Annotated in this window: 20 protein-coding genes, 1 other RNA gene and 1 pseudogene; 14 read left to right on the plus strand and 8 right to left on the minus strand. The window is 59.1% G+C overall.

Annotated features, from left to right (window positions below):
• Positions 1–53: 53 nt before the first annotated feature.
• The 3 genes from ASD54_RS16285 to ASD54_RS16295 form a co-directional block, all read right to left on the minus strand.
• Complete coding sequence (locus tag ASD54_RS16285; RefSeq protein ID WP_062555679.1) at positions 54–968, minus strand: fructose bisphosphate aldolase; 915 nt, start codon at positions 966–968, stop codon at positions 54–56.
• 216 nt (positions 969–1,184) lie between these two features.
• Positions 1,185–2,387, minus strand: a complete 1,203-nt coding sequence (locus ASD54_RS16290; RefSeq protein WP_082547269.1) for a phosphoglycerate kinase — start codon at positions 2,385–2,387, stop codon at positions 1,185–1,187.
• 82 nt (positions 2,388–2,469) lie between these two features.
• A complete protein-coding gene (locus ASD54_RS16295; protein WP_062555681.1) occupies positions 2,470–4,299 on the minus strand; it encodes a potassium/proton antiporter in 1,830 nt (609 codons plus the stop codon).
• 321 nt (positions 4,300–4,620) lie between these two features.
• On the opposite strand from ASD54_RS16295, the gene ASD54_RS16300 reads away from it, so the two are divergent.
• Positions 4,621–5,907 (plus strand): TadE/TadG family type IV pilus assembly protein, encoded by a 1,287-nt coding sequence (locus tag ASD54_RS16300; RefSeq protein ID WP_244484777.1) that lies wholly within the window; start codon positions 4,621–4,623, stop codon positions 5,905–5,907.
• Between the two features lie 74 nt (positions 5,908–5,981).
• On the opposite strand, the gene gap is transcribed toward ASD54_RS16300, so the two are convergent.
• A complete protein-coding gene (gene gap / locus ASD54_RS16305; protein ID WP_062555683.1) occupies positions 5,982–6,992 on the minus strand; it encodes a type I glyceraldehyde-3-phosphate dehydrogenase in 1,011 nt (336 codons plus the stop codon).
• A 67-nt stretch (positions 6,993–7,059) separates the two neighbouring features.
• Complete coding sequence (gene tkt, locus ASD54_RS16310; RefSeq protein ID WP_062555684.1) at positions 7,060–9,039, minus strand: transketolase; 1,980 nt, start codon at positions 9,037–9,039, stop codon at positions 7,060–7,062.
• 348 nt (positions 9,040–9,387) lie between these two features.
• On the opposite strand from tkt, the gene ASD54_RS16315 reads away from it, so the two are divergent.
• The 11 genes from ASD54_RS16315 (at position 9,388) to ASD54_RS16365 (ending at position 17,423) form a co-directional block, all read left to right on the plus strand.
• On the plus strand, positions 9,388–9,660 hold the full coding sequence (locus tag ASD54_RS16315) for a DUF4164 domain-containing protein (RefSeq protein ID WP_062555685.1): 273 nt from the start codon (positions 9,388–9,390) through the stop codon (positions 9,658–9,660).
• Between the two features lie 33 nt (positions 9,661–9,693).
• Positions 9,694–10,074 (plus strand): cell division protein ZapA, encoded by a 381-nt coding sequence (locus ASD54_RS16320; RefSeq protein ID WP_062555686.1) that lies wholly within the window; start codon positions 9,694–9,696, stop codon positions 10,072–10,074.
• Positions 10,075–10,135: 61 nt separating this feature from the next.
• A non-coding RNA gene (gene ssrS, locus ASD54_RS16325) (6S RNA) lies at positions 10,136–10,294 on the plus strand.
• A 94-nt stretch (positions 10,295–10,388) separates the two neighbouring features.
• A complete protein-coding gene (locus ASD54_RS16330; RefSeq protein ID WP_156379261.1) occupies positions 10,389–11,888 on the plus strand; it encodes an ATP-binding protein in 1,500 nt (499 codons plus the stop codon).
• A complete protein-coding gene (locus ASD54_RS16335; RefSeq protein WP_062555687.1) occupies positions 11,885–12,322 on the plus strand; it encodes a response regulator in 438 nt (145 codons plus the stop codon). The genes ASD54_RS16330 and ASD54_RS16335 overlap by 4 nt, the downstream gene beginning before the upstream one ends.
• Positions 12,323–12,337: 15 nt before the next feature.
• Positions 12,338–13,378, plus strand: a complete 1,041-nt coding sequence (locus ASD54_RS16340) for a histidine kinase dimerization/phosphoacceptor domain -containing protein (protein WP_062555688.1) — start codon at positions 12,338–12,340, stop codon at positions 13,376–13,378.
• A 186-nt stretch (positions 13,379–13,564) separates the two neighbouring features.
• Complete coding sequence (locus tag ASD54_RS16345; RefSeq protein ID WP_082547244.1) at positions 13,565–14,851, plus strand: hemolysin family protein; 1,287 nt, start codon at positions 13,565–13,567, stop codon at positions 14,849–14,851.
• Positions 14,848–15,429 carry a 5-formyltetrahydrofolate cyclo-ligase gene (locus ASD54_RS16350; RefSeq protein WP_062555689.1) on the plus strand — a complete coding sequence of 194 codons (582 nt, stop codon included), beginning with the start codon at positions 14,848–14,850 and terminating at the stop codon, positions 15,427–15,429. The genes ASD54_RS16345 and ASD54_RS16350 overlap by 4 nt, the downstream gene beginning before the upstream one ends.
• A 10-nt stretch (positions 15,430–15,439) precedes the next feature.
• Complete coding sequence (locus ASD54_RS16355) at positions 15,440–16,264, plus strand: TIGR00282 family metallophosphoesterase (RefSeq protein ID WP_062555690.1); 825 nt, start codon at positions 15,440–15,442, stop codon at positions 16,262–16,264.
• 7 nt (positions 16,265–16,271) lie between these two features.
• Positions 16,272–16,463, plus strand: a complete 192-nt coding sequence (locus ASD54_RS16360) for a DUF1192 domain-containing protein (protein WP_062555691.1) — start codon at positions 16,272–16,274, stop codon at positions 16,461–16,463.
• A gap of 447 nt (positions 16,464–16,910) precedes the next feature.
• Positions 16,911–17,423, plus strand: coding sequence for a DUF1465 family protein (locus tag ASD54_RS16365; protein WP_062555692.1), 513 nt, complete (start codon positions 16,911–16,913; stop codon positions 17,421–17,423).
• An 80-nt stretch (positions 17,424–17,503) separates the two neighbouring features.
• Here the strand turns inward: ASD54_RS16365 and ASD54_RS16370 are convergent, their stop codons facing one another.
• On the minus strand, positions 17,504–18,397 hold the full coding sequence (locus ASD54_RS16370; protein WP_062555957.1) for a D-alanyl-D-alanine carboxypeptidase family protein: 894 nt from the start codon (positions 18,395–18,397) through the stop codon (positions 17,504–17,506).
• Between the two features lie 126 nt (positions 18,398–18,523).
• Positions 18,524–18,745: a 50S ribosomal protein L31 gene (rpmE, locus tag ASD54_RS16375; protein WP_062555693.1), complete on the minus strand. Its 222-nt coding sequence runs from the start codon at positions 18,743–18,745 to the stop codon at positions 18,524–18,526.
• A gap of 199 nt (positions 18,746–18,944) precedes the next feature.
• Between rpmE and ASD54_RS16380 the strand changes: the two genes are divergently transcribed.
• Both ASD54_RS16380 and ASD54_RS16385 read left to right on the plus strand, forming a co-directional pair.
• Positions 18,945–20,729 (plus strand): ABC transporter transmembrane domain-containing protein, encoded by a 1,785-nt coding sequence (locus tag ASD54_RS16380; RefSeq protein WP_062555694.1) that lies wholly within the window; start codon positions 18,945–18,947, stop codon positions 20,727–20,729.
• A 264-nt stretch (positions 20,730–20,993) separates the two neighbouring features.
• Positions 20,994–21,908 (plus strand): annotated as a pseudogene (locus ASD54_RS16385) (tripartite tricarboxylate transporter substrate binding protein); the annotation flags it as partial.
• 63 nt (positions 21,909–21,971) lie between these two features.
• On the opposite strand, the gene ASD54_RS16390 reads toward ASD54_RS16385, so the two are convergent.
• Complete coding sequence (locus tag ASD54_RS16390) at positions 21,972–23,642, minus strand: FAD-binding dehydrogenase (RefSeq protein WP_062555696.1); 1,671 nt, start codon at positions 23,640–23,642, stop codon at positions 21,972–21,974.
• Positions 23,643–23,645: the final 3 nt, after the last annotated feature.

Here is a 23,645-nt window from a genome sequence, read left to right on the forward strand (position 1 = left end):
CAAAAAAGCCGCCTCGTTTCCGAAGCGGCCATTTTTTAAACCTGTAGAAAATCTCAAGCAGCGCAGCCGGCTGCAACCTTGTTGACGCTGGCGTCATAGATCTGGTCGATGGTTCCGGCGACGGCTGCGTTGAATTCGGCATCCGTCATCGTCACACGCAGGCTCTCGGTCAGGCCGCGCGAGAAGCTCGCAATCATGCCGGGATTGTGCTTCAGCTTCTGGCAGGCGTCTGCCGTGCTGTATCCACCGGACAGCGCGACCACGCGAACGACCGACTTTTGGCCGATGAAGGGCGCATAGAAATCGGCAACCGTCGGGATCGTCAGCTTCAGCATGACCGTCTCGCTGGACGGCAGCTTGTCGAGATGGGCAGCGATCTCGTCACGCAGAATGGCTTCCGCTTCCTGCTTGGTCGGGCTCTTGATGGAAACTTCCGGCTCGATGATCGGCATCAGGCCCTGACCGATGATCTGACGGGCCACTTCAAACTGCTGCTTCACGACGGCCGCGATGCCGGCCTTGTCCGCATTCGCGATGACCGAGCGCATCTTGGTGCCGAAAATGCCCTTTTCGCGGCCACGGATGAGCAGGGCATCCAGTTCCGGCATCGGCTTCATGGTCTGAACGCCGTTTTCTTCCGCGTTCAGGCCCTTGTCAATCTTCAGGAAGGGAACGACGCCGCGCTTCTGCCAGAGATAGGACGGAACCGGCTCACCATTGACATCGCCGTCCATCGTACGCTCGAACAGGATCGCGCCGATAACCTTGTCGCCCGTAAACGAGGGCGCGCTCATGATGCGAACGCGCATGGCGTGCATCAGGCGGAACATTTCCTCGTCGCCCTGGTAGTCGGTTTCCATGACGCCATAGGCACGCAAGGCTCCCGGTGTCGAACCGCCGCTCTGATCCAGAGCCGCAATAAATCCCGGTGCGGAACTCATCTTGTGCAACATCTTGGCGTCTCCCATACTCAACTCCTGTCCCTAAGTCGGCCTATAACGGGCTCATCCCGTCGGATATCATCCGCGGATAACAGAAGTTTTTAGTGAGGGAAATCCTACGCTTAAGGCTTGAAACGATTGAAATTATTTCAATCGTTTAAAACATCTAAAAAAATTTAAAGCTGGTGATTTTCACGCGCGCAACTCTTTCCTTGAATTGCGCACGCGCTATTTTGTCGCGGTTCAGGCGCTCTTGATCAGAACGGAGACACCGGGCAGTTCCTTGCCTTCCATCCATTCAAGGAAGGCACCACCGGCAGTCGAGACGTAGGAGAAGCTGTCTGCGACACCCGCATGGTTGAGCGCAGAAACCGTATCGCCACCACCTGCGACGGATACCAGCTTGCCAGCCTTGGTTTGTTCTGCGGCAAATTTTGCAGCGGCAACCGTCGCCGTATCGAAGGGCGCGATTTCGAAGGCGCCAAGCGGGCCGTTCCAGACCAGCGTATGCGCGCGACCAATCCATTCATTGACGGCTTCAACAGACTTCGGGCCAACATCCAGAACCATGGCATCGGCTGGAATGGCTTCGATATCGACCACTTCATTTTCTGCATTGGCCTTGAACTCGCGGGCCACCACGCCGTCGACCGGCAGAACGATGGCGCACTGCGCGCTGGCCGCTTCGATCATGATCTGCTTGGCCGTCTCTGCCAGATCATGCTCGCAGAGCGACTTGCCGACCGAGGTGCCGCGCGCTGCGATGAAGGTATTGGCCATGCCACCACCGATCACGAGCGCATCGACCTTCTTCACGAGGTTCATCAAGAGATCGATCTTGGTCGAAACCTTGGCGCCACCAACAATGGCGACAACCGGGCGTGCCGGATTGCCAAGCCCCTTCTCCAGCGCTTCCAGTTCTTCCTGCATGGTGCGGCCTGCATAGGCGGGAAGATGGTGGGCCAGACCCTCCGTCGAGGAATGGGCGCGGTGCGCGGCAGAGAAGGCATCATTGACGAAGATATCGCCATTGGCGGCAAGCGCTGCCGTAAAGTCGGCGTCGTTCTTTTCCTCACCCTTATGGAAGCGGGTGTTTTCCAGAAGCAGGATGTCGCCATTCTGCATCTTGGAAACGGCAGACGCTGCTGCGTCACCAATGCAGTCATCGGCAAACAGAACGGCGTGATCCAGCACCTCTTCAACGGCAGGCACGATCAGCTTCAGGGACATATCGGCCACCGGCGCACCCTTGGGGCGGCCGAAATGCGCAAGCAGGATAACCTTTGCGCCCTTGCCGGACAGTTCAAGGATCGTCGGAGCGACACGTTCGATGCGCGTTGCGTCCGTCACCTTTCCGTCCGAGACGGGAACATTGAGGTCCACGCGCACGAGAACGCGCTTGCCTGCGATATCGGAGAGGTCGTCCAGGGTCTTGAAGGCTGGCATTAGGGCAATCCGTTTCGATGGTTGAAATTCGAAGCGGACCATACTCAACCTGCCGGACGGTGCAAGGCCCGTCGCCTTTTTCCTACCCTCGATTTTCCTGTCCGGGTACCGGCTTTCCCCGGTAACGGCGGATGAGATCGCGAATGCGATGGGCGATTTCGCGCATGTTGATGAAAATCGGCAGCCGCGTCGCAGGTTCGACAGGCTCCAGCGAGATACCGACGGAGCTTACATGCTCGTGCTCGTCCAGATCCCGCACGATCAGGATGATGGATCCGAGACGCACCCGGTCGGCATAATCCACCTTGCCGCCAAGCCTGTAGGTCATGAGATCGCCCACCGTCATCGCCTGTTCCGCCGTTGTCAGAAGGCCCGGACCATAGGCGGCATCCAGTTCCTTCGCGGGGCGCGAGGGCGAGATGGCGAAGGCACCGAAGAAATCCGCATCATCCTCGTCCACCGGCACGCGGCTGGCAAACAGCCGGTCAAGCAGGCGAGAATAACCGGGCGCGATGAACAGATAGACCTGGTCGTTCTCCCGCAACCGACCGGCATATTGGTAGCGCATGCTGCGCCCATCGCGGATGACGAGCGAGGGCATGGCCCAGCGAGGAATGCGTTCGCCCCGCAGGATGGGGCTGTCCTTGATGACACGGTAGGAAATGAGTTCGTGATTGGCCCTGCCCGGCAGGTCCAGTTCCACCTTGTCCACTTCGCCCATTCTCGGCGGAATGATGAGCCCCAGCCGTTCCGCCACCGACCGGATCGTCCAGCCTTGCAGCAGCAGCGAGACGAGCACGATGATGAACGCGGTATTGAAAAACACATGCTGGTCGTCAATGCCGCCAAGGATCGGCATGATGCCGAGCAGAATGGAAACCGCACCGCGCAGGCCCACCCAGGCCACGAAGCCGATTTCCTGCTGTGTAAAGTCGAACGGCAGCAGGCTGAGCCAGACGGCGATCGGCCGTGCGACGAAGATGAGGAAGAGCGCAAGCCCGATGGCCGGCAGCAGGATGGTGGGGAACTGCGAAGGTGTCGCCAGAAGACCCAGCACCAGGAACATGATGATCTGCGCAAGCCAGGTCAGCCCATCCTGGAAGCGGCGGATCGCTTCCTTGGCGAAGATGCGCTTGTTCCCGGCAAAAATGCCCGCGACATAGACCGCCAGAAAGCCGCTGCCGCCCACCGCCCCGGTGAAGGAGAAGATCAGCATCGCAAGTCCGAGCACGAAGATGGGCGCAAGACCGCGATCCAGCGGCAGCCGGTTGAGGACCGAGACGATCATCAAACCGCCCAGCAGGCCGAGTGCAGCGCCAAGCCCCATCTGCTTGACGAACATGGTCAGAAGATCGAGGTTGAAGCCGGAGGTACCGTGACCGGAGGCAATGAGTTCGACCAGCGCGATGGTCAGAAACACCGCCATCGGATCGTTGGTGCCGGATTCCACTTCCAGCGTCGAGCGTACCTTGTCGCGGATGTGAACTCCGCCGACGCGCAGAAGGAAGAAGACAGCTGCTGCATCGGTCGAGGCGACGATGGAGCCGAGCAGCATTCCGTGCAGCCAGTCGATGCCGAGCAGCAGGGACGCCGCAAACGCGAATATCGCAGCCGTCAGCACCACGCCCACCGAGGCCATCGTCAAGGCAGGTGCAGCCGCGATCTTGAAGGAATGGAGCGATGTGCCGAAGCCGGAATCAAAGAGAATGACAGCCAGCGCCAGCGAACCCAGCACATAGGCCATCGAGAAGTTGCTGAAATTGATGCCGATCCCGTCCACTCCGGCAACGAGCCCGATCATCAGAAAGATCAGAAGAAGGGGCGCGCCAAACCGGAAGGCGAGCAGACTGGAGAAGGCGGCCGCGAGAACAAGCACCGTTCCCACCAGCACAACGACATAAAACGCCTCCAAAGATCCCGCCCCTCTCGCACCTACGACCACCAAGGCCGCTTGTGCAGCCTCGCATCACCATGTTCCCAGCCTAGCCTTGCGGTCGACAACCGAAAAGACAACGGCAACTGAAAGAAACTTTCGCTTCATTATGCATAGGCGTCGATGATTCGGGCAGCAGCAGGGCGGTTTTCCTATTGTGCGATGTCGATCAAATATTTTATAATACTAAAATAACACATGCTTTGATTTTTAAGTATCCCCGTGACTCTGTCTTAATAGCCTTCGATCAATATCCGGCGCTGAAGCGACAGTAGCATCATGCGATGGGATAAAACTGCCTTGCGTAAAACAAAATCTTCCTTTGCTCAGTGTGAGTCTGGAAACTTCGGCGTTCTGACAGCGATCGTCGTGCCTGTGCTTCTCCTCGCAGGCGGAGGCGCTCTCGATATCTACGCTGCCTATGATCAGCGCCAGCAGATGCAGGCGCATCTGGATGGCGGTCTCCTGGCAGCGGCTCGCGAAAGCGAGCTGAGCAAGCAGCAGGATGTGACGGCGGATTTCATTGCGGCCTTCGATACGGCGAATGTTGATACACAGACAGACGGCGCCATGACCAATCGTCTGAAGGTCACCAGGAATTCGGATGGAAGCCTGACGGGGATCTATTCGCAAGGCTACACCACCTCATTTCTCGGCCTGATCGGAATGCCCACTCTGCCGCTCAGCGTAACGGCTACCGTCAATGGCGCGCCATCGACACCATCCACCTCCTCCACAGTGACCCAGACGACGCCCGGCTCTTGCCTGTATGTTCTCGGCAACCAGTCGCAGGCGGTGCTGATCAATTCGGGCGTCAGCCTCAAGTCGAACGCCTGCCGTATCGATGTTCATTCGACTGCCGATCCAGCCTTCATCATGAACGGCGGATCGACCGTTGATACGGCGGAATTTTGCGTCAAGGGCACCAAGTATATCAAGAATGGTGGCACGCTCTCCAACCTGAAGACGGCCTGTGCAGTCAATCCCGATCCCTACCTCGGCAAATTCACCGAGCCGAAGCTGCCTTCATCCTGCACAACCTCCGGCGTCCGGGACGGTGCCAGCTTTACATTCGAGCCGGGCATGCACTGCGATGTCACATTCAACGGAAGCCCGTCCGTCACCTTCAAGCCAGGCCTCCACATCATCAAGGGCAGGATGATCCTGAACTCCGGTTCGACGGTCACGGCAAATGGCGTGACCTTCTATTTTCCCGATGTCGACAGCGAAATCCGGGCCAATGGCGGGCTGACCTTCACCGGCTCGCCATCAACCAGCGGCGCCTACAAGGACATTCTGATGTTTGAAAAGACATCGGACGCGGCCAACAACAGCCGCAAGACGCAATACATCTTCAACGGCTCCAAGGGCGAAAACATCGAAGGCATCATCTACCTGCCCAACCGCGATGTTACCTATAACTCCACGACGAACCAGACCAGCAAGATCAGCATGGTGGTCAATTCTGTCATCATGAACACGTCCAACTGGCGCGTGGAGCCATTTACGCCATCTGCCACGGCGAGCACCACGACCTCCGCCTCGAACGGCAGCAGCACGTCGAACTTTGGACGGCTCGTCAAATAACAGACGGCCCGCAGAACACACCGGACATGAAAAAGGGCGCTCGAGGCGCCCTTTCTCGTCGATTACTGGCTGGCTCAGATGAGCTTTGCCATCGCAACAGCCGTATCGGACATGCGGTTGGAGAAGCCCCACTCGTTGTCGTACCAGCTGAGAATACGCACGAAATTGCCTTCCAGAACCTTTGTCTGGTCGAGTGCGAAGATCGAGGAATGGCTGTCATGGTTGAAGTCGCGCGAAACCAGCGGCTCATCCGTATAGCCCAGGATACCCTTCAGAGCGCCGTTCGATGCAGCGATGATGGCATCGTTGATTTCCTTGGCGGTCGTGTCGCGCTTGGCAACGAACTTGAAGTCCACCACGGAAACGTTTGGCGTCGGAACGCGGATGGACGTGCCGTCCAGTCTGCCCTTCAGATGCGGCAGAACCAGACCAACAGCCTTGGCAGCACCGGTCGAGGTCGGGATCATGGAAAGGGCTGCGGCGCGGGCGCGGTACAGATCCTTGTGCATGGTGTCGAGCGTCGGCTGGTCACCTGTATAGGAGTGGATCGTCGTCATGAAACCGTGGTCGATCCCGACCGCATCATCCAGAACCTTCACCACCGGCACGAGGCAGTTCGTGGTGCAGGAGGCGTTGGAAATGACCAGATGGTCCTTCGTCAGCTGGTCGTGGTTGACGCCGTAGACAACCGTCAGGTCCGCGCCGTCAGCCGGGGCCGAAACGATGACGCGCTTGGCGCCAGCCGTCAGGTGAGCGGCAGCCTTGTCGCGCGCTGTGAAGATGCCCGTGCATTCCAGAGCGATGTCAACGCCCAGTTCCTTGTGCGGCAGCGTTGCCGGATCCTTGACTGCCGTGACCTTGATCGGCTTGCCACCGCCAACGGTGATCGTATCGCCCTCGACCTTGACCTCTGCCGGGAACTTGCCGTGGATGGAATCGTAGCGCAGCAGGTGAGCATTGGTCTCGACCGGGCCGAGATCGTTGATCGCGACGACTTCGATGTCGGTGCGGCCCGACTCGACGATGGCACGGAGAACGTTGCGGCCGATGCGGCCGAAGCCGTTGATGGCAACCTTGACAGTCATGTGCATTAACTCCCTAGACTTGGGCTTATGGTGATGGAAAACGGGCGCCATTAGGCGCCCGGAATAATCAAAGCTTGGCTTCGGCGGCTGCGACGACAGCTTCGACCGTAATGCCGAAGTGCTTGTAGAGATCCTTGGCCGGACCGGAAGCACCGAAGGACTTCATGCCGATGAAGGCACCATCGTTGCCGATGAAGGCATCCCAGCCCTCCCGAACGCCTGCCTCGATGGCGATCTTGACCGGCGACTTGCCGAGGATTGCCTTGCGATAGTCTTCCGACTGCTCGAAGAACAGCTCGACGCACGGGACCGATACGACACGCGTGGCAACACCCTTGCCTTCCAGAGCTTCAGCAGCCTTGACCGCAATCTCGACTTCCGAACCGGATGCAAACAGCGTGACCTTGGCATCGCTGGACGAAACCAGTTCATAGGCTCCCGAGGCGCAGAGGTTCTTTTCCTCATACTCCTTGCGCACCGGCATCAGGTTCTGACGGGTCAGCGCCAGACCGGACGGACGATGCTTGTTGTTAAGCGCGATCTGCCAGCATTCCGCCGTCTCGGTCTCGTCGGCCGGACGGAACAGCATGAGGCCAGGGATAGCGCGCAGCGATGCCACATGCTCGACCGGCTGGTGCGTGGGACCGTCTTCGCCAACACCGATGGAATCATGCGTCCAGACGTGAACCACGCGAATGCCCATCAGGGCTGCCAGACGAACGGACGGGCGGCAGTAATCCGAGAAGATCAGGAAGCCGCCCGAATACGGAATAAGTCCACCATGCAGCGCAATGCCGTTCATGGCAGCGGCAGTGGCATGCTCGCGGATGCCATAGTGCATGTAACGGCCAGAGAAATCATCCGGAGAGATGGACTTCATCTGGCTGGTCTTGGTGTTGTTGGACGGCGTCAGGTCGGCGGAGCCACCCAGCGTTTCCGGCAGAAGACCGTTGATCACTTCCAGCACATCTTCGGAAGCCTTGCGCGTGGCAACAGTCGGATTATTGGCAGCCACCTTCTTCTTGAAGGCATCGATGGCGCTGTCAAAACCGCCCGGCAGGTCGCCGGCAAAACGGCGCACGAACTCGGCACGCTTTTCGGTTTCGGCAGCAGCCAGACGCTCTTCCCATTCCTTGCGTGCCTTGGTGGAACGCAGACCGGCCAGACGCCAGTTGTCCAGAACGTCGGCGGGAACGCTGAATGCGTCCGCTTCCCAGTTGAGCGCCTTGCGGGTTGCCGCGATTTCTTCGGCACCCAGCGGTGAACCGTGAACCTTGTGGCTGCCCTGCTTGTTCGGCGCGCCAAAACCGATGATGGTTTTGCAGGCGATGAAGGTTGGGCGATCGGATTTCTGCGCCTGCTCGATCGCTGCGGCAATCGCGTCCTGATCGTGGCCGTCGATCTCGATCGTGTTCCAGTTCACCGATTTGAAGCGGGCGATCTGGTTGGTGCTATCCGACAGGGAGACCGCACCGTCGATGGTGATCTTGTTGTCATCCCAGAAGACGATGAGCTTGTTGAGCTTCAGGTGACCGGCGAGCGCGATGGCTTCCTGGCTGATGCCTTCCATGAGGCAGCCGTCGCCGACCAGCGCATAGGTGAAATGGTTCTGCAGCTCAGAGCCGAATTCCTGCGCCAGCTTGCGCTCAGCGATCGCCATGCCCACGGCATTGGCAACGCCCTGACCGAGCGGACCCGTGGTGGTCTCGATGCCCGAGGCATGTCCGTATTCCGGATGCCCCGCAGTCTTGGAACCGAGCTGACGGAACTGCTTGATGTCCTCGATCGTCATATCCTCGTATCCTGTTAGATACAGGAGAGAATAGAGAAGCATCGAGCCGTGACCGGCGGAGAGCACGAAACGGTCGCGATCCGGCCAGAGCGGGTTCTTGGGATCGAACTTCAGGTAACGGCTGAACAGAACGGTTGCGACGTCGGCCGCACCCATTGGCAGGCCTGGGTGCCCGGAGTTTGCCTTTTCGATCGCATCCATGGAGAGGAAACGGATCGCATTCGCCATCCGGTTATGTTTTTCGGCAGAGGTCATGGCTAGTCCGCTGGTTTGCAGTGTCAATCAAGCCCGTGAGTAGGACCAAACGAGGCGCGGGTGTTCCATATCAGGTGCAACGGCCAAGTCAATAAATGCCACCCGCGAACTGGGCTCGTCGCTGCATTTGATGCAGTCGTAAAGTAGGATCTGTCGGCTTCACTTGAAAGGCCTAAAAATGAGGATAGCGTCCCTCAGGTCGAAAGACTTGATCCACAGCAAAGGCATGCCGACGCATGGCTCGGTTTATTGACCGGAAATGACACGACGCATAGTGTGCAATGCTTATGAGAGATCTGGCGGCCACGATTCGCAATCGCCATATCTTATGCCTTGTGACCCCGCAGGATGCCGGTGAGTAAAACCTTGGAAGCCACCATAGCCGAACTCTGGGCTGCCGTTAGCCGCCTCGAGACTGCCGTGGACATGCGCATGGAGCGTCAGCGGGAAGCCGCCGATGTGGAAAGTGAAGTGCGGCGCGTTCATGCCGATCGCGCACGTCTGGCGCATGAGCTTGATCAATCGGAATTCCGTGCCAACCGGCTGGAAGAGGTCAACCGCGAAGTATCACGCCGTCTGGTGACGGCGATGGAAACCATTCGTGCCGTTCTCGACCGGTAATCAGGCCGATAATCAGGAAAGCAGGCGACAGCCATGGCTCAGGTAACCATCACCATAGACGGCAAGGCCTACCGCATGGCTTGCGAGGAAGGCCAGGAAGGCCACCTTGAAACGCTGGCTTCCCGTTTTGATCGCTATGTCGGCCACCTGAAGAGCCAGTTCGGCGAGATCGGAGACCTGCGCCTCACCGTCATGGCGGGGATCATGGTGATGGACGAGCTTTCCGAGCTCAACCGTCGCATCGCGTCCCTCGAGGGGGAGCTTGACGTGCTCAAGGCGGAAGGCAATGGCGCCGCCGAAGCACAGCACAAGAGCGAGGTGGCGATGATCCACACGCTCTCGGAACTTGCAGGCCGCCTTGAAGGCATCACGGCAAAGCTCAACACGCGGCCCTCCCAGAATCCGGCCAACTGATATCTCATCTATTTCCGTTCGCCCCACTGGCGATCCCTCACCTTCTCGCTTATATTGTCGTTGCGGTCTGCGCTTCCCGACAGGAACCACAATCCCTGGGGCCATACTCGATCCAAAGGGAGCTGTCCCTGACCAGGCCCGTGGGCCTGGACACACGGTGCCCACCTACTTTTGTAGGCACCCAGGATCGTAAATCTCCATCGGTCGCCGTGGATCGTACTTTCTTTGAAGGTTGAAAAACCTTTTGCGTGTAAAGCCTTGACTTCTCGCGCCGCAGGACCAACTACCCCGTTCGGGGTAGGGTTCTCTCATATATGCCATTCACAAATACAAAATTCGCGCGCTCGTCGCTTTTGATGCTGATGGTTGGCGCAGCCGTTCTGGCCGCTATCGTCGTTTCGTCCGTTTATCTGGCGCGCTCGACGCAAAGCTACTTTGCCGACGTCGTGCGTCTGCGCGACTTGAGAAGTTCCTCAGCGGACATGATGCTGTTGCTGCGGGCGGCAGAAGCCGGGCAGCGTGGCTTTCTGCTAAGCCGTGACCAAGAGTTTCTCGAACCCTATCTGGCGGCAACCGAGCGGGTTGCCGCGTCTCGATCCCGTTTCCAGAAAGCCTACGACGGTCAGACGGCGGTGCATTTTCCGGTGGAGCAGTTCAACGAATTGCTCGATGCGAAATTGGCTGAAATGAAACGCACGCTTGATCTCGCCGAGGCGGATCGATTTGACGAGGCGATCACGCTCGTCCGCGAAGCAACTGGCCGCGAAATAATGGACAGTATCAGCAGCCTGCTGATCACCCTTATCCGCGATCTGGATGAACGGCTGAGTACTGGGATTCAGGAGCTCAACGGCACCGCTGGCACGCTGCAATGGGCGACAGTGGGCGGCGGCATTGTCATCATGATCGTTGTGGGCGGAGCCATTCTCGTTGTCGTACAACACGTTCGAGAGCTGTCCCACGCCCATCGTGAGGTTGAAGCGCTGAATGCTGGGCTGGAAGAGCGGGTCGATGAGCGCACCGAGGACCTCATGCAGGCAAACCGCGAGATCCAGCGCTACGCCTATATCGTCAGCCATGATCTGCGTGCGCCGCTCGTCAACATCATGGGCTTCACCAGTGAACTGGACCAGACACTGAAATCGATCCGCGCCTATGTCCTGGCGGATGGCGACAAGTTGTCAGACGATCAGATCCAGCAGGCACGCCTCGCCGTGGAAGAGGATCTGCCGGAAGCAATCTCCTTCATCCGCTCCTCCACGAAGAAGATGGACGGGCTGATCAACGCCATCCTCAAAATCTCGCGCGATGGGCGCAGGGAATTGAAGCCGGAACCGGTGAACCTGCAGGAGCTTCTGGAAGCAACGGCGGCCAGCATCAATCATCAGGTAACCGATGGTGATGGTGAGGTCAGCATCTCCGCCCAGGCGGCGCGCAACCTCGTCACCGACAAGTTCTCGCTCGAACAGATCTTCGGCAATCTCTTCGACAACGCGGTGAAGTACAAAAGCCCGCAGCGTCCGTTGCAACTGGTTGTCAAAGCCTATGCTGTCGGTCGAACCGCGCTGCGCATCGAAGTACAGGACAATGGTCGAGGCATAGCGCCGGAAGATCATGAAAGGGTTTTCGAGCTCTTCCGTCGGTCGGGACTGCAGGACAGCCCGGGCGAAGGCATCGGCCTCGCCCATGTCAGATCATTAGTTAGAAATTTAGGAGGTGAGATTACGGTCACCTCCACGCTCGGCGGCGGCTCAACTTTCATTGTGCGCCTGCCGATGGATCTTTCCCAGTATGTCAGGAGTCACGGGGTATGAAAGCTGCAGGACGCGAAGTCACAATCGTCATGGTCGAGGATGACGAAGGCCATGCCCGCCTGATTGAAAAGAACGTGCGCCGGGCGGGCGTCAACAACGAGATCATTCCCTTTACCAACGGGAACGCCGCTCTCGACTACATTCTCGGCCCCGACCGCACCGGCGACAATATCCAGAACAGGTATATCCTCATCCTTCTCGACCTCAACCTGCCGGACATGTCCGGCATCGATATTCTGGAGAAGGTGAAGTCCAACCCGCATGCCAAGCGCCTGCCAGTGGTGATCCTGACGACGACGGATGACGAGCGCGAGATTCAGCGCTGCTACGATCTTGGCGCGAATGTTTACATTACCAAGCCCGTGGATTACGACAGTTTTGCCAATGCCATCCGGCAGTTGGGCCTGTTCTTTTCCGTCATGCAGATCCCTTGATGTCGCGTGGAGACAATGTCGCAGACCATCCTCTACGTTGACGACGATGCAGCGCTTGGCCGCCTGGCCCAGCGTTCGCTCGGTCGCGTCGGCTATACGGTGGAGCATGTCATGGACGGTGCCGCCTGCCTCGCGGCACTGGACGCCAACCATTACGATGCCATTGTCCTCGATCATTATCTGCGATCCGAGACAGGTCTCGACATTCTGCGCCTGTTGAAGGAACGCGGCCTCTCGATCCCGACAATCTACGTGACGGGATCGAGCGAGGCGACGATTGCCGTCGATGCGCTGAAAAGCGGTGCAGCAGATTATGTGATCAAGACTGTCGGCGAGGAATTCTGGTCGCTGATGGAAAGCGCGCTGCGCCAGGCCATCGCCACAGCGGAACTGCACCGGGCGAAGGAGCTTGCGGAACAGGAAATCCGCCGCGGAAAAGAACGCGCGGAAGTTCTGCTGGCAGAAGTCAACCACCGGGTTGCCAACAGTCTGGCACTTGTCGCCGCTCTGATCCGCCTTCAGGTGACGAGCAGCAAGGATGAGGCGGTGCGCGACGCCCTGACGGAGACGCAGGCCCGCATCACCGCCATCGCGGGCATGCATCGCAGTCTCTATACATCCGACGATGTCCGGCATGTGGAGATGGACAAGTATCTTGCCACTCTGGTGCAGGAGGTTCACCGCTCCGTCAATCTGGGTAGCGAAGGCCCATCCATTTCGCTGGATGCCGATGCTGTATCGCTGACATCGGATCGTGCGGTCTCCGTTGGCATGATTGTGACCGAACTTCTGACCAACGCCCTGAAATACGCCTACCCCGTGGGCTCTGGCGGCGAGGTGCGCGTGCATCTTAAACACTCGGGTGACGGCACCGCCCTCCTTGCCGTGGAAGATGACGGCGTTGGCCTTGTCGAAGGATCCACCCCCAAGGGAACAGGGCTCGGCAGCCGCATCATCCGTTCGATGGCGGCTACGCTTGGAAGCTCCATCGCCTATGCGGACGTCACACGCGGAACGCGTGCGGAACTCGCTCTGGAACTCGGACAAACTGGCTGAGCGCATTGCCAAGGCGCAGCGCCACCGATAATATCGCGCTCCTAACGTCAGCCGTGGCCTTCATCATGGAACCGAAACAGTTTCTATGTGTTTGCGCGGCGGGGTCGACCGGATGTTCGAGTCGGCCCGGGCCTGCCACGCTTTATTCAAGGTGGCCTTGGCTCTGGCGCAACAAATGAGAGTCACTTGTTAACCGAAATATCCATCGTCGTTCTTCTCACCATCCTTAACGGCGTACTGGCCATGTCCGAACTGGCTGTCGTTTCCTCCCGTGCCGTGCGCCTGAGGGTTATGGCCGAACAAGGCAACAGAGGCGCCGCGCAAGCCATCAAGCTGGCGGAAGACCCTGGCCGTTTCCTTTCCTCCGTTCAAATCGGCATTACGCTCGTCGGCGTCCTTTCAGGCGCTTTCTCCGGTGCAACCCTCGGGGCACGCCTGTCCGCCTGGCTTCTGTCCATGGGTCTTCCTCAAGGCTGGGCGGATGGCCTCGGCGTCGGCTCCGTCGTTGTGGCCATCACCTATCTTTCGCTGATTGTTGGCGAGCTGGTGCCGAAGCAGATCGCGCTGCGAGCCCCGGAAATCGTTGCAGCGCGCGTTGCACCGATGATGGTGCTTCTGTCGAAGCTCGCGCTTCCCCTGGTGTGGCTGCTGGATGCCTCCGGTCGAAGCGTCCTGGCGCTCCTGGGTCAGAAGGGCGAATCCGAGGAGCGAATGACCGATGAGGAAATTCGTACGGTTCTTGCCGAAGCGCAGATCGCGGGCGTGATCGAGACCGAAGAATCGGCGATGATCTCCGGTGTCATGCGCCTCGCAGACCGGACCGCTCGCGGATTGATGACCCCGCGCCGCGATGTGGAAGTCATCGACATCGAGGACGATCCGGCGGAAATCCGCGCTCAGCTCAGGAACACGCAAAAATCCCGGCTACCGGTTCGCAACGGCTCGTCCGACGAAATTCTCGGCGTTCTGTTCGTGAAGGATGCCTACGAGGCAATTGCCGAAGGCAAGGATCCGGACATTCGCAACCGCATGCGCGAGGCTCCCGTGGTCTCCGACCTCACGGGCGCCATCGACGTGATCCAGGCTCTGCGCAAGTCCAGCGCCCATATGGTTCTGGTCTATGACGAGTATGGCCATTTCGAAGGCATTGTAACCTCCGGCGATATTCTTGAGGCCATTACCGGCGTGTTCCAGGAAGACGAGGTCGAAGAGCCTGCAATCGTTCAGCGGGATGACGGCTCCTTCCTCGTTGCTGGCTGGATGCCGGTCGATGAATTTGCCCATCAGATGGGTTTCTCCATGAAGGAAGATCCGGATTACGAGACCGTTGCCGGCTTCGTGCTGGACGAGTTGAAGCACCTGCCGGAACTGGGTGAGCGATTTAACTGGAATGGCTGGTCCTTCGAAGTGATCGATCTGGACGGCAGGCGCATCGACAAGCTTCTGGTGCAGAAGGCAGCGGTCGAGGCATGACCGGCGATGTCGAGGCGAAGGCTCTTCTGAGAGCGGAACGGCTGGCAGCCCGCAATCAGCTGGCGCCGGCAGAACGCATCGAGAAGAGCCTGACAATCGCCGAGACTGGCCTCAAGGAATTGGAAATGGAGCCGGGCACGATTGTGTCCGGCTTTTTCCCGATCCGGTCCGAGGCGGATATCAGACCGCTGATGGCAGGCCTCAAGTCACGCGGCGCCATTCTTTGTCTGCCGGTTATCCTCGACAAGACGACCATCGTGTTTCGCGAACTGCATGCGGACCGTCCTCTGGTGCCGATGGGATTTGGCACCTTCGGTCCGGGTGCCGACTGCGCTGAACTCGACCCTTCGCTGATGCTCGTACCCTTGGCAGCCTTTGACAGGACCGGCCATCGCATTGGCTATGGCGGCGGCTATTACGACCGCGCAATCGACCGTTTGCACAGGAAAGGCTTGCATCCACGTCTGATCGGCATTGCCTTCGATTGCCAGGAAGTGGCATCAGTACCCGCAGAACCTCACGATATGCGTCTTCACGGCATCCTCACAGAAAGTGGCCTGAGACGCCTGAACAGCTGAACGGATTGGCATGCGACTTCTCTTTCTTGGCGACATGGTGGGCAAAACCGGACGCACTGCCGTCTGGGATCGTCTTCCCGGCCTCATCTCGGACCTCAAGCTCGATTTCGTCATCGTCAATGGCGAGAACGCTGCGGGCGGCTTCGGCATCACTGAAGATATTTATCTCGAGACGATCAATGCCGGCGCCGATGTCGTCACCACCGGTAACCATGTCTGGGATCAGAAGGAAGCCGTGTCCTTTGCTGGCCGTCACGATCAGTTCCTGCGCCCTGCCAATTACCCGGCTGGCACCCCCGGTCGCGGCTCCGGTCTGTTCTACGCCCGCAACGGCGCGCGCGTTCTGGTCGCCAACATCATGGGCCGCGTGTTTATGCATCCGGAGCTGGATGATCCCTTCAAGAGCGCCGAAGCCATTCTCGACGCTTGCCCGCTCAAGGAACAGGCGGACGCCATCGTCTTCGATTTCCATGCGGAAGCAACAAGCGAGAAGCAGTGCTTCGGGCATTTCGTCGATGGTCGTGCCAGCTTCGTTGTCGGCACCCATACGCATGTTCCGACGGCCGACCACCAGATTCTGAACGGCGGAACCGCCTATATGTCCGATGCCGGCATGTGCGGCGATTACGATTCATCGCTCGGCATGGAGAAGGAAGAGCCGCTGAACCGTTTCATTTCCAAGATGCCGAAGGGGCGTTTCGAGGCCGCCAGCGGTCCCGCAACGATCTGTGGCGTTGGCGTGGAAATATCCGACAGCACCGGGCTTGCGGAAAAAATTGCCCCGCTTCGAATCGGCCCTCGCCTGCAGGAAGCCATTCCCGAATTCTGGAGATAACCGGACAATGAGCATCTTCGACGACGACCGCCCGAAAAAGGTAACGCAACACGAAATCGGCTGCGACCTCTCGCTCTTGTCTGCGGACGAGCTGGATAAGCGGGTCGCTTTGCTCGAGGCGGAAATCGTCCGTTTGAAGGCAGAGCGCGCGCAGAAGGATGCAGGACGCCGGGCGGCGGAAGACTTCTTCAAGCGATAGGCGAGGCCCTTGACGCCGTTTGCGTTTGCAACCGTACGAATCACTTGAGCGGGGTTTCGATCACAAGTGGCGTTACTTGGCGTTATGGGACAGATCTGATCCAGACTGGAATAGCTGCTCGCGAAGAATTTATACCGCGTGTAAACCTATTAATCGGCCATTAAGCATTTTCAGTAATGATGATCTCGACCGGGTTTCCTGGTCTCAGACAGTTTCTCCAATCGGCGATTTGGTCTGATTCTCCCTGTTTTACCTTGAGAGCCGCTCCCGCGGCTCTTTTTTTTGTGTCTATGCTTGTAAACTGTGGGAATTAACCCTTCTTTAAGAAACGCCTTGCGGATTTGCGCTAGTGGGATCATCTTCTGTTGCAGAAAGAAGCGAGAGCGGAACCTTTTGAGTGGTTTCGTCATTGCCTGATCAAGTGGATGCGTTAGCAGGATTATCTCGATGTCAGAGCAGGTATTGAATACCGTCAGTTTCGCAGGCCGCGCCGCTAGCTCGTCGCAGTTCAAGGCGCTGTATACGGAAGGCATGTCGCTGGTCGAAGAGACCGCCGCTTATCTGGATGGCCCGGGCCGCGCCGCGTCCAAGGTGCTGCCGCGAGTCGCGACTGTTCTTTACGCAGCCGAATCCATGCGGCTCACCACCCGCCTGATGCAGATGGCATCGTGGCTGCTGCTGCAGCGCGCCGTCAACAATGGCGAAATGAGCTACGATCAGGTGCTTGCCGAAAAGAACAAGGTTCGCCTCGACGGTTTCAATGTCGATCGCATGGCGCCGGGCTGGGGTGATCTTCCGGAAGCCTTCCGTGATCTTGTCGAGCGTTCGCTGCGTCTGCAGAACCGCGTTGCGCTTCTCGATCGCGAAATCTATCGCCCGCAGGAAGCCATCGTTCCGGACAACGAGAACAGCGTCCGTGCGCAGCTCGATCTCCTACGGACGGCCTTCAAGGGCGCTTGAGCCCAACGAAGAAGTTCATGAAAAAAGCCGCGATGCCCATGAAGGGCGACGCGGCTTTTTCTTTGCTCGAATAAGTATTTTCAGGGCTGGGCAACGGTTGTCTTGACCGTCGCTGTCTTTGCAGGAGCAACGACATCCGCACCGGGACGCTTTGCAACAGCCGTCGGATCAGTCGGCAGGAAGCGATCAAGGAGAACCTTCATCGTCTCATCCCTTTCCTGAGCCGTCTTTCCTCCAAGCACGACACCGACGAGACTGCGCCCTCCTCGCGAAACCGAGGTCACCAGGTTGTAGCCGGATGCATCCGTATAGCCTGTCTTGATTCCGCTGGCGCCCGGATAGGTGTTCAGCACGCCGTTATGACCGCGGATCTTCATGCTGCGGAACTGGATGGACCGCGCGGAGAACATCTTGAAGTCTTCGGGGAAGTCGCGCATCAGCGCCATGCCAAGCTTCGCCATGTCGGCAGCAGTGGTCACCTGCTCGGGGTCTGGAAGTCCGGCGGGATTCTTGAAGACGGTATTGGCCATGCCGAGCTGGCGCGCCTTTGCCGTCATCAGCTTTCCAAACCCTTCTTCGGTGCCACCAAAATATTCGCCCATGGCGGTTGCGGCATCATTGGCAGAGATCACGATCATGCCTTCGACCGCCTCGCGCACGCTGATCGTGTTTCCGGCACCGATCGCAAACTTGTACGGCTCCTTGTTATTGGCGTTCTCGGAAATCTTGATCCGGTCCGTCCATTTCAACTTGCCGGAGTGAAGCGCCTCGAATGTCAGGTAGAGCGTCATCATCTTCGTGAGCGAAGCCGGATAATGCAGCTCCGTCGCACGGTCAGCTTCCAGCACCTGGCCGGTTTTCACATCGATGACCAGGCTGGCCTGATTGCCTTCGGCATGGACCGGTGCAGTGGACAGAAACAGGGAGCCTGCGACGAAAAGCGAGGTCAGCGACCGCGAAAAGGCAAAAGACATGAGCATTCTCTTCATGTTGCGAAAGCCGAGATACCGGCTTTCGGACAAAAAAGAAAACCGCCCGGAAGCTTTCGCCTCGGGCGGCAGGATATCGTCAGAGAACCGGATGCATGATCCGGCTCAAGATCAGAGGCCGAGGCCGCCGAAGCGCTTGTTGAACTTGGAAACGCGGCCACCGCGGTCCATCAGCTGCTGGCTGCCGCCGGTCCATGCCGGATGCGACTTGGAATCGATTTCCAGGTTCATCACTGCGCCTTCCGAACCCCACGTGGAGAAGGTTTCGTATTCGGTGCCGTCAGTCATGACAACCTTGATCTTGTGGTAGTCGGGATGGATGTTCGCCTTCATGACACAGTTCCTGCTTTGCGGGGTCTTTATGTCGCAATTGCAGCGAGCGACCCTATTCCGTAAATGAAGCCGTGCACCGGTCAAGGCCACGGCTTCCCAATTCGATGCGGAGCCTATACAGGAAGGTCTCCCAAAGCACAAGTACCCGCAAACGGGCTGAACAGCCCTGTTTTGTGGCCAAGCCAGACGGAAATGCCCGATGAAAGCCGAGAAGACGCGCCGCTCCCCCCAGCCTCTGCTGCGCCTGATGCCCTATGTCATGCGCTACAGGAAGATGGTGGCGGCTGCAGGCGTGTTTCTGGCGCTTGCGGCGGCAACAACGCTGATGTTGCCGCTGGCCGTGCGCCGCATGGTGGATCATGGTTTTGCGGCGGCAGACGGCAGCTTCATCAACAGCTATTTTGCCATGTTGCTGGCGCTGGCCGTGCTTCTCGCGGTGTCGAGCGCCATGCGTTACTACTATGTCATCACGATCGGTGAACGCGTCGTTGCCGATCTCCGCACAGAAGTCTTCCAGCGGGTCACCGCGCTCTCGGCCTCCTTCTTCGATGTCAACCAGTCCGGTGAAATCGTCTCGCGCCTGACGGCGGATACGACACAGATCAAGTCCGCCTTTGGTTCCGCCGCCTCGCAGGCCCTGCGCAATGTCATCCTCTGTCTTGGTGCGATGGCGATGATGATCCTGACGAGCCCGAAGCTCTCGCTTCTGGTTCTGGGCGCCATTCCGCTGATCGTCTTCCCGCTGGTAGGTTTCGGGCGCTCCGTTCGCCGCCGTGCGCGCGCGGCCCAGGATACGCTGGCTGCAACCTCCGCCTTCGCGTCTGAGACCATATCGGCCAATCGGACCGTTCACGCCTTCGGCGCCGAACAGGCCGCGAGCGCGCGCTACACCTCGACCGTCGAAGCGGCCTATGACGCAGCGCGCGTTGCCATCCGGTCACGGGCCTTCCTCACCGGCTTCGCCATCCTGATGGTCTTTGGCAGCATTGTCGGCGTGCTGTGGTACGGCGCACAAAGCGTGCTGAACGGCACCATGACCGCCGGAACGCTTGGGCAATTCGTTCTCTATTCAGTCATCGCCGCAAGCTCACTCGGTCAACTTTCCGAGGTCTGGGGAGAGCTTTCGCAGGCTGGTGGCGCGGCGGAGCGCCTCAGCGAATTGCTGAGCGAAGTCCCGGCGATTCGCGATCCACAGCATCCGGTTTCCCTGCCCTCCCCCGCACGCGGCGAAGTCAGCTTCGACAAGGTTGGCTTCATCTACCCGACACGGACCAATGCCGCAGCCATCGAGCAGCTGTCCTTCACGGTCGCTGCGGGTGAAACAGTCGCAGTCGTCGGCCCTTCCGGCGCTGGCAAGAGCACGCTCCTTGCCCTGCTGATGCGTTTCTATGATCCGACATCCGGCGCAATTCGCCTCGATGGCGTCGATCTGCGCGAGGCAAGGCTTGCAGAACTTCGTTCCCGTCTTGCCATCGTGCCGCAGGATGTGACCATCTTTGCGGCTTCCATCCATGACAACATCGCTTTCGGACAGCCGAATGCCACGCGCGAGGCCGTTCGGCAGGCGGCGATTGCGGCGCAGGCGGATGAGTTCATTTCCCGTCTCGAAAACGGCTATGACACCATGGCAGGCGAACGTGGCGTCACCCTTTCCGGCGGCCAGAGACAGCGCATTGCCATAGCCCGCGCCATCCTCAAGGATGCACCCGTACTGCTTCTGGACGAAGCCACCTCGGCGCTGGATGCCGAAAGCGAAACGCTGGTGCAGAAGGCACTGGATGGTCTGATGCAGAACCGTACGACCATCGTGATTGCTCATCGCCTCGCGACCATTCTCAAGGCCGATCGCATTCTGGTCATGGAGAACGGGCGGATCGTTGAGGAAGGAACGCACCAGCAACTGGTTGCGAAGGGCGGCCTCTATGCCAGCCTTGCCAAACTACAATTCGAGGCTGGCAGCCAGAGCTTCATCGCCGCGCAATAAGCAAGGCCGGACGTTGGGTGGAAATCCACCCGGCAAATGCTGTGCATGGGTGGAAAATCACCCATTCGCAGATTGTCTGGCGCGTGCCTTCCGATCGATCGTCGTATTTCCGTTGTGTTGTGCATCCGTGCGACAACAATTCCGCGCATCTGGCAGGCGTGGAGGAGAACCGTCTGCTGGCTTGACCATTTACGGGAGGATGATCGGATGAAGTTTCTCAAATCCATTCTGGCCGCTGGCCTGATGACGGGCCTTTTTGCCGCAAGCAGCGCCAGCGCGCAGTTTCCGGAACGTACGATCACGCTCGTCGTGCCATTCGCGGCGGGTGGCTCAACGGATGTGGTTGCTCGCGTCATTGCCGAGCGCATGTCTGCCGATCTTGGCCAGCAGGTCATCATCCAGAACGTCGCGGGCGCTGGCGGAAGCCTGGGAGCGGCCAACGTCTCCCGTGCCGAACCGGATGGCTATACCATCCTCATGGGAACCGTCGCCACCCATGCACTGAACCCGCTGATGCTGAAGGCCAAGCCCTACGATGCCGAAAAGGACTTTGCTCCAGTCTCGCTGCTGGTGGTCGTTCCGAACGTGCTGGTCGTCAATCCGCAGCTTCCCGCCAAGAATGTTGCCGAACTGCTGGCGCTTCTGAAGGCCAATCCGGACAAGTACAGCTATGCCTCGTCCGGCAATGGAACGCCGCTGCATCTGTCGGGCCTGCTGTTCAACAGCATGGCGGGCGTCAACATGCAGCACGTACCCTACAAGGGTGCCGGTCCTGCACTGAACGACGTCATCGGCAATCAGGTGCCGATCATGTTCGACAACCTTCCCTCCTCTTCCGGTCACATCAAGGCCGGAACACTGCGCGCCCTCGCCGTCACCACATCACAGCGCGCACCATCCTTCCCGGATGTTCCGACCATGGCTGAGGCTGGCATCCCGGGCTATGAGACCTATACCTGGAACGCTCTCTTTGCTCCAAAGGGCACGCCCAAGCCCGTGGTGGACCGCCTGAACGCAGCCGCGAAGGCAGCGCTCGCAACGCCAGCCGTGGCCGACCGCATGAAGGAATTCAGCGCCTCCATCGTTGCCTCCTCACCGGAGCAACTGGGCGACCATGTGAAGGCTGAGCTGGCGAAATGGGCACCCATCGTCAAGAGCGCCAATGTGACGATGGATTAAGTCTACGACCCTGAACGAAAAGGCCAGAGAGGCAGCTTACGCCACCTCTCTGGCTTCCCCTGCTCAGGCTGCCGCATGTCGCCCGGCGATGCGGCCCGAAAACAGGCAGCCGCCGAGAAATGTCCCTTCCAGCGCATTGTACCCGTGCAGGCCGCCCCCGCCGAAACCTGCGGCCTCGCCAACGGCATAAAGCCCCGGCACGACCTCGCCATCTGCCCCCAGCACGCGCGCATTGAGATCTGTGTGGATGCCGCCAAGCGTCTTTCGCGTCAGGATATGCAGACGCACCGCGATGAGCGGGCCTGCTGCCGGATCGAGCAAACGATGCGGCTTTGCCGTGCGCATCAGTTTGTCGCCGAGATAGTTTCGGGCGCCGCGTATGGCAGTGACTTGCGCATCCTTCGAGAAGCTATTGAGAATTTCACGGTCTCGCGCCTCGATCTGCTGGCGAATGCGCGAGGGATCCAGCCTGTTTTCACCGGTCAGCCTGTTCATGCCCGCAACCAACTCTTCCAGCGAGTTGCGCACCACGAAATCCTCGCCCTTGTCCATAAAGGCCTGAACGGGCGCGGGAGGCTCCTTGCCGAGACGCTTCAACAGAAGCCGGATATTCTTACCCGTCAGATCCGGGTTCTGCTCAGATCCTGAAAGGGCAAACTCCTTCTTGATGATCGCCTTGGTGAGGATGAACCAGCTGTAATCCAATCCCCGATCTCGCAAGATCTTCAACGTGCCGAGCGTATCGAATCCCGGCATGGCGGGCGCAGGCAGGCGCTTCCCATTCGCATCGCACCAGAAGGAGGATGGCCCCGGCAGAATGCGGATGCCGTGGTTGGGCCAGATCGGATCCCAGTTCCGCAAGCCCTCCGTATAATGCCACATGCGGTCCGGGTTGATGACTGCGCCGCCGCTTGCCTGGGTGATCCCGATCATCCGGCCATCGACATGGTGAGGCACACCGCTGACCATGCTCTGCGGTGGCTCGCCCAGCCTCTCGCGGGGCCAGTTGCGCCGGACGAGGTCGTGATTTCCACCAATGCCACCCGATGCGACGATGACGGCAACGGCAGTGAATTCGAAGGACCCCACAGCCTCGCGCGAACTCTTCTGCCCGCGCAAGACCGGATCATCCGCAAGAATAGTGCCGGACACGCCGGTGATGCGCCCCGCTTGACTGACGAGGTTGTCGACCTGATGACGAAACTTGAACGTCAGGAGACCTTTGTCCGCATCGGCCTGAGCACGCTTGACGAAGGGTTCAATGACGCCCGGCCCTGTTCCCCAGGTCACATGAAAGCGCGGAACCGAGTTTCCATGGCCATGTGCTTGGGAGCCGCCCCGCTCCGCCCAGCCGACAACCGGGAACCAGCGCATGCCCATCTGGTGCAGCCATGCCCGCTTTTCGCCCGCTGCAAATTGCAGATAGGCTTCGGCCCACAGACGCGGCCAGTGATCTTCCGGCCTATCGAAACCAGCGGAACCCTGCCAGTCCTGACGGGCAAGGTCCAGACTGTCGCGAATGCGCATTCGCCGCTGTTCCGGGCTATCGACAAAGAACAGGCCACCCAGCGACCAGAAAGCCTGTCCACCGAGATTTTGCGGCCCTTCCTGATCGATCAGGCAAACGCGCTTGCCCGCGGCAGTGGCTTCCGTTGCTGCGACCAGACCCGCCAGCCCGCCGCCAACGACGATGACATCAAACTCCACGGTGAATCTCCCTCCCCCGATTTCCATTTA

This window comes from Rhizobium sp. Root149 (assembly GCF_001427345.1).
Taxonomy (GTDB): domain Bacteria; phylum Pseudomonadota; class Alphaproteobacteria; order Rhizobiales; family Rhizobiaceae; genus Neorhizobium; species Neorhizobium rhizoryzae.